12 protein-coding genes are annotated in these 15441 nt (G+C 56.0%); 9 read left to right on the forward strand and 3 right to left on the reverse strand.

Annotated features, from left to right (window positions below; translation table 11 throughout):
* The coding region (locus ADICEAN_RS07535; RefSeq protein ID WP_201766021.1) for a PAS domain-containing protein at nucleotides 1-612 on the reverse strand (612 nt) is incomplete at its 3' end.
* Nucleotides 613-1417: 805 nt separating this feature from the next.
* Here ADICEAN_RS07535 and rnk point away from each other — a divergent pair.
* Nucleotides 1418-1834: a nucleoside diphosphate kinase regulator gene (rnk, locus tag ADICEAN_RS07540; RefSeq protein WP_009194972.1), complete on the forward strand. Its 417-nt coding sequence runs from the start codon at nucleotides 1418-1420 to the stop codon at nucleotides 1832-1834.
* Nucleotides 1835-1954: 120 nt separating this feature from the next.
* On the opposite strand, the gene katG is transcribed toward rnk, so the two are convergent.
* Both katG and ADICEAN_RS07550 read right to left on the reverse strand, forming a co-directional pair.
* Entirely contained in the window at nucleotides 1955-4231 is a 2277-nt protein-coding gene (gene katG / locus ADICEAN_RS07545) for a catalase/peroxidase HPI (protein WP_009194973.1), read from the reverse strand.
* A 263-nt stretch (nucleotides 4232-4494) separates the two neighbouring features.
* On the reverse strand, nucleotides 4495-5547 hold the full coding sequence (locus ADICEAN_RS07550; protein ID WP_009194974.1) for an LLM class flavin-dependent oxidoreductase: 1053 nt from the start codon (nucleotides 5545-5547) through the stop codon (nucleotides 4495-4497).
* 472 nt (nucleotides 5548-6019) lie between these two features.
* Here ADICEAN_RS07550 and ADICEAN_RS07555 point away from each other — a divergent pair, with 472 nt between their 5' ends.
* The 8 genes from ADICEAN_RS07555 (at nucleotide 6020) to paaZ (ending at nucleotide 15284) form a co-directional block, all read left to right on the forward strand.
* Nucleotides 6020-6820, forward strand: a complete 801-nt coding sequence (locus ADICEAN_RS07555; RefSeq protein WP_009194975.1) for an alpha/beta fold hydrolase — start codon at nucleotides 6020-6022, stop codon at nucleotides 6818-6820.
* Nucleotides 6817-8829, forward strand: coding sequence for a PAS domain-containing hybrid sensor histidine kinase/response regulator (locus ADICEAN_RS07560; RefSeq protein WP_009194976.1), 2013 nt, complete (start codon nucleotides 6817-6819; stop codon nucleotides 8827-8829). The genes ADICEAN_RS07555 and ADICEAN_RS07560 overlap by 4 nt, the downstream gene beginning before the upstream one ends.
* A gap of 251 nt (nucleotides 8830-9080) precedes the next feature.
* Nucleotides 9081-10535, forward strand: coding sequence for a hypothetical protein (locus ADICEAN_RS21040; protein ID WP_009194977.1), 1455 nt, complete (start codon nucleotides 9081-9083; stop codon nucleotides 10533-10535).
* Between the two features lie 309 nt (nucleotides 10536-10844).
* Complete coding sequence (gene vapB / locus ADICEAN_RS07580; protein WP_009194978.1) at nucleotides 10845-11048, forward strand: type II toxin-antitoxin system VapB family antitoxin; 204 nt, start codon at nucleotides 10845-10847, stop codon at nucleotides 11046-11048.
* Nucleotides 11048-11440, forward strand: coding sequence for a type II toxin-antitoxin system VapC family toxin (locus ADICEAN_RS07585; RefSeq protein ID WP_009194979.1), 393 nt, complete (start codon nucleotides 11048-11050; stop codon nucleotides 11438-11440). Before vapB ends, ADICEAN_RS07585 begins: the two co-directional genes overlap by 1 nt.
* A 464-nt stretch (nucleotides 11441-11904) precedes the next feature.
* Nucleotides 11905-12690 (forward strand): enoyl-CoA hydratase-related protein, encoded by a 786-nt coding sequence (locus tag ADICEAN_RS07590; protein ID WP_009194980.1) that lies wholly within the window; start codon nucleotides 11905-11907, stop codon nucleotides 12688-12690.
* 31 nt (nucleotides 12691-12721) lie between these two features.
* Nucleotides 12722-13153 (forward strand): hydroxyphenylacetyl-CoA thioesterase PaaI, encoded by a 432-nt coding sequence (gene paaI, locus ADICEAN_RS07595; protein WP_009194981.1) that lies wholly within the window; start codon nucleotides 12722-12724, stop codon nucleotides 13151-13153.
* A 79-nt stretch (nucleotides 13154-13232) separates the two neighbouring features.
* A complete protein-coding gene (gene paaZ, locus ADICEAN_RS07600; RefSeq protein ID WP_009194982.1) occupies nucleotides 13233-15284 on the forward strand; it encodes a phenylacetic acid degradation bifunctional protein PaaZ in 2052 nt (683 codons plus the stop codon).
* Nucleotides 15285-15441 lie beyond the last annotated feature (157 nt).

The following is a 15441-nucleotide window of genomic DNA, read 5'->3' on the forward strand; positions in this document are numbered from 1 at the left end:
GCCCTTAATTCGTTTGGCCCCTTCGTTCCAGGAGGCAATGTACCCCTGGGGCGTAAGCATAAAGATGGCATAGTCCTTAACGCTGGCAATCAGCAGACGGGAGCGCTCTTCGCTCTCCTGCAGCTCTTCATGGGCTTTCAGGAGTTTGTCCTGCAGGCTTTTGCGCTCGCTTAGGTCCCGGGTAACCTTGGAGAAGCCGATCAGCTGTTTTTTCTCATCATACACTGCCGAGATCACCACGCTGGCCCAGAAGGGGGTACCATCCTTGCGCAGGCGCCAGCCTTCTTCCTCAAAGCGGCCTTCCCGGGCGGCGGTTTCCAGGATGGCTGCAGGATGGTTGCGCTGCCGGGCCTCCTGCGGATAAAAAATGGAAAAATGCGTATTGATAATTTCCGCTTTGGTATAGCCCTTCAGGCGCTGGGCGCCGGTATTCCAGGTGCGGATATAGCCCTGGCTGTCCAGCATAAAAATGGCATAATCCTTAACACTGTTCACAAGCAGCTGAAAGGTAGCCTCGCTCTCCTGTAGCGGCATGCTGCTGGATGTACTTGTTTGTGCATGATCCGTATTGGAGAATGATCCGCTATCTGGTGCTTCACTGCTTATGGCCATGATAAGAGTAAGTAGTAGAAAATCATTGATGTAGGATCTGGCAAGATAACCAGAGACTTTAAGAGTTGAAACCTTGCCGACGTTTTTGTACTAAAGGTTAAACATTGTCTTTCATTAAGCCAATTCTGGCAGGCTTGCCCGGCAGCCCGAATCGCTGGCAGACTGCCCGGGCAGCCAGCCTGGTACTGAACCTCCTGGCTACACTCCTCTGAAATACCTAGGGCCTGCCCGGGCAGCCAAGCAGGGGTGAACCCTGGCGCTTCTGCTCCTAGCTGTTGCTGCCGGCTTGGACAACACATAAGCGGTGCCTGCCGGCTTTCCTGCTGATACAGCCCGGCTAAAGGCTAAAGGAGCGGAAGGGCTTTTTTGTTCAGGTAAAGTTAGCAGTTGCCTGTTAACTACCTAAACAAAAAGTAGGGGATACTGGCCGGCAGTAGACATCAAAAAAAAATGTAGATGTGGCAGCGCGGGTGAGGTAGCTGGCAGAAGCAGCCTGTTTAAGGCGCAGCCAGCGATTTTTTAAATCCCAAAATCTACGTATCTTGTACCTATTCCCCACAGGGGGTAGGTATGCCCATTTTTTCTTCCCTACAGGATACGCACGCCCTTCCGCAGAAAGCTTTTATTTCTGTAGAGTAGAAAACCAGTTTTTCTACTCAAAGCCCCCTTATACCCTGTTTTATCGGATTCTTACCAGCTGCTACACCAGCCTTGCCGCAGCAGGCAACGCATAGGTTTTTAGCACAGCCGGAAATCACCCCCTTACCTTGTCTTTTACATACGATCTATTCTAAATCTTTTTATCATGAAAGAGGTACAAACACTCATCGTCAACAGCCTGGATAAAAAAAGGCTGAGCAAGCTCTTTCCGGTGCAACAGTCCTATGCCGAGCTCAGGGACAACATAAAGCTGCTGGAAGAAAAATTAGGAACCGCCAAAACCCTTACCGCCAAAAAGGTACCCCCCACGGTGGTCACCATGAACTCCCGGGTAGAGGTAAAAAACCTCTCCCTGGGCAGGGCCATGGCCGTAGAGCTGGTCTACCCCGATGCGGTAGATGCCGCCCGCTTCAAAATCTCGATCTTTAGCCCGCTGGGGGCTGCCATCTTTGGCTACTCGCAGGGCGATGAATTTCTATGGGCCGGCCGGAGCGGCAAAAACAGGTTCAGGATTGAAAAAGTCCTCTACCAGCCCGAGTCGGCCGGCGATTACCATCTGTAGCGGCTGCCGGCAGGGTTTTGGTAGCAAGGCAAAGTAGTACAGACATGCCAAATGAAAAAGGGCACCCCAGATGCGGGTGCCCTTTTTGTGTAGGTAGGAGATGCTCCTAAGCAGTATCGCTTAGTTGTTTCGTACCTTGAGTTGCTGAAGATCAAAACGGTCCAGGTTCATCACCTTGGTCCAGGCCTTTACAAAGTCTTTTACAAACTTCTCCTTGCCATCCTGGCAGGCATAGACCTCTGCAATGGCCCGCAGCTCAGAATTTGAACCGAAGATCAGGTCTACCCGGGTGGCTGTCCACTTAAGTTCGCCTGTTTTGCGATCACGGCCTTCAAATTCATAATCAGCCTCAGAGGTGGCCTTCCAGGTAGTGCCCATGTCGAGCAGGTTTACAAAGAAGTCATTTGTGAGCTTGCCGGGCTGCTGGGTGAATAGGCCGCGTTTGGAGCCATCATAGTTGGTGCCCAGCACGCGCATGCCCCCTACCAGGGCCGTTAGCTCAGGGGCGGTCAGGCTCATCAGCTGTGCGCGGTCTACCAGCATTACCTCTGCCGAAGCCGAGATGTCGTCCCGGTTGCGGTAGTAGTTGCGGAAGCCATCGGCATTGGGTTCCAGAATAGCAAAAGCATCTACATCGGTTTGCTCCTGAGAGGCATCGGCACGGCCGGGGTAGAAGGGTACTGCTACCTCATAGCCGGCATTTTTGGCGGCCTGCTCAACGGCGGCACATCCGCCCAGTACAATGAGGTCGGCAATGGATACCTGCTTGTTGCCGCTTTGGGCGCCATTGAAGTCCTGCTGAATGCGCTCATAGGTGCTCAGCACCTTCTGCAGCTCAGAAGGATTGTTTACCTCCCAGTGCCGCTGGGGCGCCAGGCGAAGACGACCCCCATTGGCGCCGCCGCGCTTGTCGGAATTGCGGAAGGTAGAGGCCGAGGCCCAGGCGGTGCTTACCAGCTGGGAAACCGAAAGACCGGAGTCCAGAATGGTTTTTTTCAGGGAGCGGATATCCGCATCGCTGATCAGCTCATAGGTAATTTCCGGGATGGGATCCTGCCAGATCAGTTCTTCCTGTGGTACCTCAGGCCCCAGGTAGCGTACTACCGGCCCCATGTCCCGGTGGGTGAGCTTGTACCAGGCCCGTGCAAAGGCATCGGCAAATTCATCTGGGTTTTCCAGGAAGCGGCGGGAGATCTTTTCATAGGCGGGATCTACGCGCAGGGCCAGGTCGGTGGTAAGCATAAAGGGGGCATGCTTTTTCTGCGGGTCGTGGGCATCGGGTACGGTACCTTCGCCGGCGCCGCCCTTGGGCTTCCACTGGTGGGCACCAGCCGGGCTTTTGGTGAGTTCCCACTCAAAGCCAAAGAGGTTCTCAAAGAAGTTGTTGCTCCACTGAATGGGGGTGGTGGTCCAGGCGCCTTCAAGGCCACTGGTAATGGTATAGGCCGCGTTGCCGCTACCGTAGCTGTTGCGCCAGCCAAGGCCCATTTCTTCTATGCCGGCGCCGGCAGGCTCTACCCCTACATAGTCGCGGGGGTCGGCCGCGCCGTGGGTCTTGCCAAAGGTATGGCCACCGGCAATCAGGGCTACGGTCTCATAATCGTTCATGGCCATACGGCCAAAGGTTTCGCGGATGTGCTGGGCGGCCTCCAGGGGGTCGGGGTTGCCGTTGGGGCCTTCGGGGTTTACATAGATGAGGCCCATGTGTGAGGCTGCCAGCGGATTTTCAAGCTTGCCCCCGGCATGGCGCTCTTTATTGCCCAGCCATTCGCCTTCAGAGCCCCAGTAGATGTCTTCTTCGGGTTCCCACACATCTTCCCGGCCGCCGCCAAAGCCAAAGGGTTTCAGGCCCATGGACTCCAGCGCACAGTTGCCGGCCAGGATCATCAGGTCGGCCCAGGAGATCTTGTTCCCCCACTTTTGCTTGATGGGCCAGAGCAGCAGGCGCGCCTTGTCCAGGTTGGCATTGTCGGGCCAGCTGTTCAGCGGAGCAAAGCGCTGCGAGCCGGAGCTTGCGCCTCCGCGCCCGTCGGCAATGCGGTAGGTACCGGCGCTGTGCCAGGCCATGCGGATAAAAAGGGGGCCGTAGTGCCCGTAGTCGGCCGGCCACCACTCCTGCGAATCGGTCATCAACTTAAAGAGATCTTCTTTTACCGCCTGCAGATCGAGGCTCTTGAACTCCCGGGCATAGTCGAAGTCCTCGCCCATGGGATTGGAGAGGGAGGAGTGCTGATGAAGGATCTTGAGGTTGAGTAAATTTGGCCACCAATCGCGGTTTGATCTGCCACTGCCCGCCGTAAATTTTACTGCACCGTCCATGAACGGACACCGTCTGGATTCGTTGGTGTCCCATACGGGAGTATTGGGGGCTACATGTCTATCTGGTTTGTGTTCCATGGTGTGGATGATAAAAATGGTTATGTCAACAGGTGTTATAAACAATAACTATTGCCCTTGAAATTACCCATTTCCGGCCCTGGAACCAAATTCAGAAGGCCCAAAATATCCTTATCGATCTATAGAGAAAATCTATGTTATTGTTAATTCATTCAAAATTAGTCTAATACACGAGGGGTCTTGCAGTTCCCTTTCATTAGCCCCCTGGCAGGCAGGCTAGGGCATGGTTAGGGCCTCGGACAGCGCTAGCGGAACCGTGGTTCCTAAGCACTCTTTACCTCTTTTTTGGCCAGGTGTTTCTTTACCTCCGGGGCTACTTTGGTGCCCAGCAGTTCTATGGCCCGCATGGCCTGCCGGTGGGGCAGGGCGCCTATGCTCATCTGGGCCAGAAAGCGGGTATGGCCAAAGAGCTCATGTTCCCAGAGAATTTTTTCGATCACCTGCTGGGGGCTGCCGACCAGCAGCGCGCCCTCGGGGCCTGCTGCTGCATCAAACTGTGGCCGGCTCATGGGGGGCCAGCCCCGCTCCCTGCCAATGCGGCTCATCACCTCGGCATAAGGGGGGAAGAACTCATCCAGTGCCTGCTGCTTGCTATCGGCTATATAGGTATGCGAGTTAAGGCCAAACTGCAGCCTGTCCATGGGGTGGCCGGCCTTTTCATACACCTGCCGGTAGAGCTGGGCAAAGGGGGCAAAGCGGGCAGGTTGTCCGCCTATGATGGCCAGCATAACGGGCAGGCCCAGCTCGGCGGCCCGCACCACCGATTCAGGAGTGCCCCCTACCGCTACCCAGATGGGGAGGGTCGGCTGATGGGGGCGGGGGTACACGCCGCGGTTCTGAATGCTCTGGGTGTGCGTGCCCTTCCAGCTGATGGTTTCCCCTTTATTGAGCTCCACCAGCATGCGCAGCTTCTCCGAGAAAAGTGCATCATAGTCCTGGAGGTCCTGCCCAAAGAGGGGAAACGATTCTATGAAGGAGCCCCGGCCGGCCATCACCTCGGCCCGCCCACCCGACAGCAGGTCTACAGTAGCAAACTGCTGAAATACCCGCACCGGATCATCGGAGCTAAGTACGGTTACCCCACTGGAGAGGCGGATGTTTTGGGTGCGCTCGGCGGCGGCGGCCAGCACAGTGGCCGGGGAGGAAACGGCATAATCGGGCCGGTGATGCTCGCCCACTGCAAACACATCCAGGCCCAGCTGGTCGGCCAGCGCCATTTCTTCCATCAGGTTGCGCAGGCGCTGGTGGGGGCCTATGGTTTCCCCGGTCTGGGGGTGGGTGCCTACATCGGCAAAGGTGCAAATGCCTATTTCCATGGGGTATTCTCTTTAGTGCTCATACAACAACTTGTGCTCAATATACAAAATTGTCCGGGCTCCTGTTTTTGCGGGCATTTCCAGTGCTTTAGACGTGGGCAAGGGGGCTTTGTACGTTCATACCACGTCAGCTCAGGCCTATGGAGAGGTGGTCTCTGCCTGCCCGGGCAGCAGTTTGCGGATGTGGGGTAGCGGCATCAAAACTGAAGTAGTAACAGCTATGCGGGAATTTTTTGTGAGCATTTACCCTTACGTCAGAAGCAGCAGATAACATGTGCCCCTCCCGGACCTTGCATTGCCTGGCAGTAACCGCTGGAGCCAGGGAGAGCAGGTAGCGCTACACGCTAGCTGGGCTGCTGCAGGAGTAGTTCTTGCTGAGGCTTTTTTGTGGAGATATTTCGGGTATTTTTTTATAAAACATGTACATTTACGCAGGCCTACTTCCTTTTTTACCTTCTTCCCCCTTTTTTTTATGACGGATGTTCGGAAGCGTTTTAATGTTCAGATTTCTGGACAGGGCCAGCAGTACATGCTTTTTGCCCACGGGTTTGGGTGTGATCAGAACATGTGGCGGTTTATAACCCCTGCCTTTGAAAAGCATTTTAAGCTGGTGCTCTTTGATTACCTGGGCCACGGCCAGTCCGATAGTACCGCCTATACCCCTGAGCGGTATAGCAACCTGCAGGGCTATGCCGAGGATGTGCTGGAGATCTGCAGGGCGCTGAACATCCGCAAGGCCATTTTTGTAGGCCACTCGGTGAGCGCCATGATTGGGGCACTGGCGGCCATTAAACAGCCGGAGGTGTTTGAGAAACTGATCATGGTAGGGCCCTCGCCCTGCTACATCAACCAGGGGGAATATGTGGGCGGTTTTTCCAGAGCAGACATCGACTCCCTTATTGACTCCCTGGAGAGTAACTATTTGGGCTGGTCCAGCGTAATGGCACCTGTGATCATGGGCCGCCCGGATCAGCCCGCGCTGGGCGAAGAGCTTACCAACAGTTTTTGCAGAACCAATCCCGAGATTGCCAGGCAATTTGCGCAGGTAACCTTTTTTTCCGATAACCGGGAGGATCTGCTGAAGCTTACCCTGCCAACGCTGGTGCTGCAATGCTCCGAAGATGTGATTGCTCCCCTGGAAGTAGGCGCTTACGTGGCTGAAAAAGTGGCGAATAGTACCCTGGTGGTGCTGGAAACCGCCGGCCATTGTCCGCACCTGAGTGCCCCTGAAGAAACCATAGCCGCCATTCAACCTTTTCTGCACCTGAATTGAAGCTTAACCGGGAGGATATTGACAGCCAGCTAAGCGCTGCTCTGATACAGGAGAGCGCAGAGGATCTCTATGAACGAGCACCCTGTGGCTATCTGTCTACCCTGCCCAATGGCCTGATTGTGAAGATCAACAGCACCCTGCTCGGCTGGCTGGGCTGGGAGCGGCAGGAGGTGCTGTATGAAAAAAAGCTGCAGGATTTTTTTGCCATCGGCGGCCGGATCTTTTATGAGACGCACCATGCCCCCCTGCTAAAGATGCAGGGCTTTGTAAACGAGCTGACCTACGACCTGCAGCTACGCCAGGGAGGGGTACTGCCGGTGCTGCTCAACAGCATACAGCTAAAAGATACGGAAGGAGCCCCGCTGCTCAACCGCATTACGGTTTTTAACATCACCGATCGCCGAAAGTACGAGCGGGAACTGCTGCAGGCCAAGAAAAAAGCCGAAGAAGCCGCCAAGGTAAAGGCCGCCTTTCTTTCTACGGTAAGCCACGAGTTCCGCACCCCCATGAATGCCATCATCGGCATAGCCGATCTGCTGCACAAAACGCCCCTTTCCCAAAAGCAGGCGCATTTTGTGGAGGTGCTCAAGTTCTCGTCCGAAAACCTGCTGAACCTTATCAACGACATTCTGGATTTCAGCAAGATAGAATCGGGCCGAATGGTGCTGGAAGAGCGGCACTTTAACCTGCCGCTGCTGCTGCACAGCATCCTGAGCGGCTTTCAGTACAAGGCCGACGAAAAAGGCCTGCAGCTGGGCATTAGCCTGGATCCGCAACTGCCCCGCTTTGTGTATGGCGACTCTGTAAAGCTGGGCCAGGTCCTAACCAACCTGCTGGGCAATGCCATAAAATTTACCGAGCGGGGCTGGGTGCGCCTGCAGGTGCAGGTGCTGGAGCAGACTGCGGCTATGGCACGCCTGCAGGTGCAGGTAAGCGATTCGGGCATAGGTATACCAAAGGAACAACACGAGCGTATTTTTGAGGAATTCACCCAGGCCAGCCCCGAGATCAACGTAAAATACGGGGGCACAGGCCTGGGACTGCCCATCTGCCAGCGCCTGCTGCAGCTCTTTGGCAGCAAACTCTCGCTGCGCAGCCAGCCAGGAGAGGGGGCCGCATTTTTCTTTACCCTGGAGCTGCCCATTGGCCTGGCCGAGGCCGCCACACGCCTACAGGCAGAGCAGGGCGCAGATCCGGCCCAAGCCAGTACCCCATCTCTGCAACAGGTACGCCTGCTGCTGGCCGAAGACAATGAGATCAACGTGCTGGTGGTTAGCGAATACCTGGACGAATGGGGGGTGCAGTATGATGTGGTGGCTGATGGACAGCAGGCCGTAGCTCTGGCGACACAGAAGGAGTATGATCTGGTGCTGATGGACCTGCAAATGCCGGTGATGGATGGCTACCAGGCGGCAGCCGCTATCCGGGCGCTGCCCGGCGGGCGCTATGCCCGGCTGCCCATCATTGCCTTTACAGCCTCGGCCAAATTTGATTACAAGCAGCGCATTGTAGAAGCCGGCATTACCGAACTGCTGGGCAAGCCCTTTCGGCCCGAAGAACTCCACAGGCTCATTGCGCACTATGCAGTGCTGAAACCCATTGCTCAGCAGCCCCCCGCCACCGAGCCACAGCCCTCTGCTGCTGCGCCACAAGATGAGCCTGCCGATGGAGGAGCCATCTCCTTACGGCAGTACAAGCAGATTACCCGGGATAATCAGGAATCATTGATTAAGCTGATTTTGCTAACGATTACCCATTTCGAGGACTATAAAAAGGGTTTTGCCGAGGCTATTCTCACTAGAGATACCGATAAAATTGCAGCGCTGGCGCATAAGATCAAAATGACCCTGCAGATGCTGGAAGCCGATCAGCTGGCGGAGCATATCCGCAGCAGCCGCGCCCTGCTGGCCACCGCTGCCGAAAGGGAGCTGCACCGGGCCAATCGCCGCATACAGGAAGCCCTGGACTGCGCCATCGTAGAGCTTAAAATGCACCTGCATAAAAAATAGTCCGCCTTCTTTTTCTATTTTTTTCCTAGCCATACTTCTGGCCTGCTGCAGGCAAGGCTACTGGCAGCAGACCAGTATCATCCCCAAATCCTCCTGTCTTCTGCAAAGGGGTTATCAAAACCATCCTCAACCCCTTCTGTTATACTAAAGCCTTCAGCTTGAGTAAATTTGGGCAAAACGCCCTATGCAGGAAGCAGCGAGCAGAAAGGCTGAAGCTGAAATTTTTCGGACATCAAACCCTTACAATTTTTATGGCAAATTATCAGCACCATCAGCAACACTCCCCCCTGAAATCTGGCAGTGTCGGCCCTCAGTCAGGGCCGGCCAAGGAGGGCAATTGGGGTACGCAGGGCCACCACCACCCCCATCACTGGGACAAAAGCCCCGAGAGCCTGAAGCGCCATGGGCTAGAAGGAAACCGCAATGCGCCTGAGGGGCAGCAGCGCCAGCATCCGGCCATCGGAGCGGGCAGACAGCCCTACAGCCAGGAGCACCACTATGGTACGGAGCGTCCAGCGGGCGAGCAGCACCGGGGCTGGGGGAGTAGCCACTCTTCAGGCGGGGATGCCCGATTTTTCAATCCAAAGCAGACCCCAGTGCAGAACTACAGAGAGGAGCAGGACAGCCGGTACCGGAATGCCTACCAGGGGCGCCCGGATCAGGACAGCCAGTCCGCAAGCAAGCGCAGCATGCCGGGCTTTGAGGGGGGGCTCTATGACAGTGAACGCTACCAAAGCTTTTACAGGGAGGGGCAGGAGAGCGGCGCCCCTTGCCAGGGCGGCCGGCCCCAGGGCGAAAGCCGCTATTCCGGAGGCCAGGGCTACTCCCAGCAGTCTTACAGGGGAGACTACGGCTCGGAGAGGAGGCCCGGCAGCCGGATGCAGGAGGAGCAGAGGTGGCAGGATCAGCGCCAGCAGAACCGCCGCTATGAGCAGCAGCAGGGCAGCGCCACCTATAATGCGCTCTTCAGGGGCGGCCGCTTTGATAGCGATACCTCCTATGGCGAACGTACCCCCTCCGGCAACATGTACGATGCCCGCCAAAGCGGCTACCAGGGAGATGCTAACCGGAGTAGCCGGTGGGACGGCGGCAGGTCAGCAGAAGGCCAGGACCGGGAATGGGGCCGCGATTTCAGCCGGGGCAGTGGCATGCCCAGCCGCAGCGGGGGCGAGGAGCGCTACAGCAGGCCGGACAGGCAGCCCTACGGCTATGACGACAGGCGCAGCGATAGGCCAGCTGGATACAGCCAGCAGGGCGATAATCGCTACCGCTGGGATGCGGATGATCGGAGAGGCTCGGCCCGGTATGGCTCGTCCATGCAGGGCAATAGTGGGATAGACACGCGCCGTTATATCGATTCCGGCCCGGATGCCACCTCCAGCCATTGGGGCGGCCGCTACGGGAAGGGGTACGGCAGCACCCGCCATCCCGACCCCTCGGGGCAGGAACGCAGCAGCAACCGGGACTGGAACCGCACCCCAGACAGCGACCAAAGCCAGAACCGCAGTCTGTCTGGCCAGCGGAAATTCTACACCGGCGATCCGGCCTACGATTATAGAAATTATGGCAATGCCGAATCCCGTTCGGGCCGCAGCAGCGATCGGGAGGAAGAACAGGGCTTTCTGGACCGGGCCGCAGACCGGGTCGCCAACCGGGTCCGCCATTGGTTTGGCGGGGATGAGCAGGACGAGCGCAACCGACACTGATCCTTTGAGACAGGCGAAAGGCCTCCTTTATCCCGGCGAAGAAGCCCCAGAAAGTAAGAAAGGTAGTCCCTGAGTTTTTCAGGGGCTATTTTTTTGTGCTGGCAGCCTGTGAAGCAAGGTTCAGGAGGGTGTAAATTGCCTGCCGATCCTCCTGATAGGTAGGGTTTGGTTTTTGTTAAACCAATGCGTATGTTGGACCTATAATCATAGTAAAAAATAACGCACCTGGTGCGTTATTCCAGTAGTTGGGCTCAAGCAAAATAACAGCTTCGTAGAACCGGGGAATAGAATATATAGTTAAATTGGTATATGAACAATGTAAGTCTATATAACAAGATCAATTCACTCCCTGAACATCTAAAAAGGGAAGTGCTTGACTTTGTTGAGTTTCTGCAGACAAAGAACAAAAAAGGACCCAGCAAAAAGCCCAGAACATTCGGGAGCTTGAAGGGTAAAATAAAGATGGCAGAGGACTTTGATGATCCAATCGAGGACTTTAAGGATTACATGTAGTGGATAAATCCTACCTGCTTGACACCTATGCACTCCTTTGTTTCTTGAATGGAGATGAACATCTTTCGTCAAAAGCTAGGAAGGCCATTGCTGATCCGCAGAACAGGTGCTTCAATAGTATTGCCTCGCTATGGGAGATTGCTGTTAAGATTAAAATTGGCAAGCTGGGCCTACAGTTTGACCTTCAGGAATTATCTACACACCTGGCAAAGAATAATATTGAATTACTACCGATAGCTTTCGAGCATATTCTGGAGACTATGGACCTTGAGGATCAGCATAGAGATCCTTTTGACTGGATCATTATCGCTCAAGCTAAATATGAAAAATTAGTTATCATCTCTAAGGATGGTAATTTTCATAAATATCAAAGCATTAAGCTTCTCTGGTAGATTAAATAAAATAGCCAGAGCCCAACAACAGTAGCTGTTGCACAACCCCTGAAAAATAAGCTAATCCTCCTCCAGCTAACACCACTCGCCGGTAATTACCTCTTTCGAAGTATATTTTCATTCAAAACAGCTAAAAAAGAGCTGCCACAGCCGGTCTGGGGGCTACCAGAGCCGCTGTTTTTCCGTACGATCCAGCGTCGGTCGGCCGCTGCAGCCCGGTGCCGGAGCAGAAGGTGAGACACTTCTTAAGGTCGTAGGCACGGGCTGCCATGACCATCATTTTATGGCCTGATTCTGTCTGAGCCCCCTGCCTACTTCATTCGCAGCTTGTAGCCGCTGGAAGGTGCTATTTCTGAGACCTACCCGCAATAAGTGCTCTATCGGTTTGCTTCTGAGCCCCGGATGCTGTTTTTTAGCAGCTGCATTGCCAGCTGACTGGCTTTTTTTAGTGCCGACCCCATATCATGAACACCAGTACCTACATTACCTACTCCCTGGCCGATGGCGTAGCTACCCTTACCCTTAACCGGCCCGAGGTCTATAACAGCTTTAACCGGGAAATGGCCCTGGCCCTGCAACAGGCCCTCAAAGAGGTGCAGCAAAATGCCCAGGTGCGGGCCGTGCTGCTCACCGGGGCCGGCAAGGCCTTCTGCGCCGGGCAGGACCTGGCCGAAGCCACCGCCGAAGGGGCCATGGAGATCTCCCAGATTGTGGATGAGCACTACAACCCCCTCATCCTGCTGCTGCGGCAGTTGGAAAAACCGGTGGTAGCGGCCGTTAATGGGGTAGCGGCCGGTGCCGGCGCCAACCTGGCCCTGGCCTGTGATGTGGTGGTAGCCAAAGAATCGGCTTCCTTTATCCAGGCCTTTAGCAAAATAGGGCTGATCCCCGATAGCGGCGGCACCTTTATGCTGCCCCGCCTCATAGGCCTGCAGCGTGCCAGCGCCCTGATGCTGTTAGGCGATAAAGTACCGGCCAAAGAAGCCCAGCAGATGGGCATGATCTACAGGGCCATTCCCGATGAGGCCTTTGAGGGCGAGGTGGCCAGCCTGGTGCAGCGCCTGTCACAAATGCCTACCAAAGGGCTGGCCTATACCAAAGCCCTGCTCAACAGCAGCTTCGATCTCTCGCTGGAGGAGCAGCTGCAGCAGGAATCGCGCTACCAGAATAGGGCCGGCCAGACCGCTGACTTTAGGGAAGGGGTGCAGGCCTTTGTGGAAAAACGCAGCCCCCGCTTTCGGGGAGAATAGCCATACCTTACCCATAAGTACTCCATTTCCAATGGCCGATCAGACCCACATTCCCCCTACCACCCCGCAGGCCGTGCTGGAACGCATGCTGGCCAAAGATACCTTTAGCCGATGGCTGGGGCTGGAAGTAGAGGCGGTGGGCGAGGGCTACTGCCGCCTGCACTTTCGGGTGCGGGAGGAGATGCTCAACGGCTTTGGTACCCTGCATGGGGGCGTTAGCTACTCGGCGGCCGACAGCGCCTTTGCCTTTGCCTGCAACAGCCATGGCCGCCTGAGCGTGGCCCTGAGCACCAGCATGGAGTATCTGGAGGCCGGCCGGGCAGGGGATGTGCTGACGGTAGAAGCGCAGGAGCTGAACCTGAAAAACAAAGTGGGGGTCTACCAGATTCGGATCACCAACCAGCAGGGGGTACTGGTGGCCCTGTTTAAGGGAACCAGCTACCGTACCTCCAGGCCCATTTAACGCCCGCTAGTCACCGGCTACAACAGAGCTGAAAGGGGGGCAAAAACTAGAACCAGCATACGAAAAAACACATCATCATATGAGCGCAGTAGTACAAAATTACGCCATGGGCCAGTGGGTGCCCGGCTCGGGCACCGAAAGCCAGATCCTGGATGCGGTAACCGGCGAGCCCATTTTTACCGCCTACAGCGGCGGGCTTGATTTTGAAGCCATGATGCACTGGGCCCGCCGTACAGGCAACCCCGCCCTGCGCAAAATGACCTTTCAGCAACGCGGCCTGATGCTCAAGAAGCTGGCCTTTCACCTGCTGGAGCATAAGGAAGAATTCTATACCCTCAGCTACCGCACCGGCGCCACCCGGGCCGACAGCTGGGTGGACATCGAGGGGGGTATCGGCAACCTCTTCGCTTATGCCTCGCTGCGCCGTAAATTTCCCGACAAACCCTTTGATGTGGAAGACGAACCCATTGGCCTCTCCAAAGGGGGTACCTTTATGGGGCACCACATTCTGGTGCCCAAAGAAGGGGTAGCCATCCACATCAATGCCTACAACTTCCCCGTCTGGGGCATGCTGGAGAAAATTGCCGTAAACCTGCTGGCAGGCATGCCGGCCATTGTAAAGCCGGCCCCCATTACGGCCTTCCTTACCGAGGCCGTAGTGCGCCGCATCATCGAATCCAACATTCTGCCCGAGGGTGCCCTGCAGCTGGTGACCGGCACCGGCGAGGGCATTCTGGACCATGTGACCTTTCAGGATGTGGTGACCTTTACCGGATCGGCCGCTACCGGGCGCAAGCTCAAGGCCCATCCGCGCCTGATCCAGGAGGCGGTACCCTTTACCATGGAAGCCGACTCGCTCAATAGCTCGGTGCTGGGCGAGGATGCCGTACCCGGTACGCCGGAATTTGACCTCTTCATCAAGGAAATCCGCAAGGAGATCACCTCCAAAGCCGGGCAGAAATGTACCGCCATACGCCGGGCACTGGTGCCCGAAAAGCTGCTGGAAGATGTACAGATTGCCCTGGGCCGGGAGCTGGCCAAAACCGCCATCGGCAACCCCCAGGCCGAAGGGGTGCGCATGGGCTCGCTGGTAGGCCGGGAGCAGCTGCAGAAGCTGCGCGGGCAACTGACCGAACTGGCCAGGCAGACCCCCATCATTTATGGGGATATGGACAGGGTAGAGCTGATTGGCGCCGATGCTGAAAAGGGGGCCTTTATCTCACCCATCGTCATGCTCAACCAGGACCCCTTCCGCTGCACCGATACACACGAGGTGGAAGCCTTTGGCCCTGTGGCTACGCTGATGCCCTACAAAACGCTGGAGGAAGCCATTGAGATCACCAAAATGGGCAAGGGCTCGCTGGTAAGCTCCATTGCTACCTTTGATGCACAGATTGCCCAGGAATTTGCCATGGGTGCCGCTACCCACCACGGGCGCATTCTGGTGCTCAACCGGGAGTGTGCCAAGGAAAGCACCGGCCATGGCTCGCCTATGCCCATGCTCATCCACGGTGGTCCGGGCCGGGCCGGCGGGGGTGAAGAGATGGGGGGCAAGCGCGGCGTAAAGCACTTTATGCAGCGGGTGGCCATACAGGGATCGCCCAGCATGGTTACGGCCATTACCGGCGTGTACCAGAAGGGGGCCCGGCAGATCGAGCACGACAAGCACCCCTTCCAGAAGTACTTCGAGGAGCTCGAGATCGGCGAAACCTACACCACCCACCGCCACACCGTAACCGAGGCCGACATTGCCAACTTTGCCAATGTGTCGGGCGATCACTTCTACGCCCACGTAGATGCCACCTCGCTGGAGGGTACGCTCTTTGAGGGGCGGGTGGCGCATGGCTACTACATCCTCTCCAAGGCGGCTGGCATGTTTGTACATCCAAAGAAGGGGCCGGTGCTGCTCAACTACGGCCTGGAAGAGTGCCGCTTTACCAAACCGGTGTATCCGGGCATGACCATTGGTGTGCAGCTGAGCTGCAAGGAAAAGGTAAGCCAGGAAAAGCGCAGCGAGGACGATGTGGCCAAAGGCATTGTAAAATGGCTGGTAGACGTTACCGACGAAACCGGCGAAACCGTAGCCATTGCCACCATCCTCACCATGGTAAAAATGAAAAACCAGGGGTAACTCTCCTGGCTAAGGAGGATCATGAGAACAAGAGTTGCTATGCCGAACGAATCCCCCTTGACGAAGGGGGGAGGGGGATTGACAATTTTTAAACTAAGACTTTAGCTACTTACTGTTGTCCGTATCGATAAGATCTGGTAAAAGCTGCATGAGAAAT

This window comes from Cesiribacter andamanensis AMV16 (assembly GCF_000348925.1).
Lineage (GTDB): Bacteria > Bacteroidota > Bacteroidia > Cytophagales > Cyclobacteriaceae > Cesiribacter > Cesiribacter andamanensis.

What these genes read in the sequence shown, in the direction of transcription:
- rnk (WP_009194972.1), top strand. Translation starts at nt 1,418, where the DNA reads ATGAAAGAGGTACAAACACTCATCGTCAACAGCCTGGATAAAAAAAGG.
- katG (WP_009194973.1), bottom strand. Translation starts at nt 4,231, where the DNA reads ATGGAACACAAACCAGATAGACATGTAGCCCCCAATACTCCCGTATGG.
- ADICEAN_RS07550 (WP_009194974.1), bottom strand. Translation starts at nt 5,547, where the DNA reads ATGGAAATAGGCATTTGCACCTTTGCCGATGTAGGCACCCACCCCCAG.
- ADICEAN_RS07555 (WP_009194975.1), top strand. Translation starts at nt 6,020, where the DNA reads ATGACGGATGTTCGGAAGCGTTTTAATGTTCAGATTTCTGGACAGGGC.
- ADICEAN_RS21040 (WP_009194977.1), top strand. Translation starts at nt 9,081, where the DNA reads ATGGCAAATTATCAGCACCATCAGCAACACTCCCCCCTGAAATCTGGC.
- vapB (WP_009194978.1), top strand. Translation starts at nt 10,845, where the DNA reads ATGAACAATGTAAGTCTATATAACAAGATCAATTCACTCCCTGAACAT.
- ADICEAN_RS07590 (WP_009194980.1), top strand. Translation starts at nt 11,905, where the DNA reads ATGAACACCAGTACCTACATTACCTACTCCCTGGCCGATGGCGTAGCT.
- paaI (WP_009194981.1), top strand. Translation starts at nt 12,722, where the DNA reads ATGGCCGATCAGACCCACATTCCCCCTACCACCCCGCAGGCCGTGCTG.
- paaZ (WP_009194982.1), top strand. Translation starts at nt 13,233, where the DNA reads ATGAGCGCAGTAGTACAAAATTACGCCATGGGCCAGTGGGTGCCCGGC.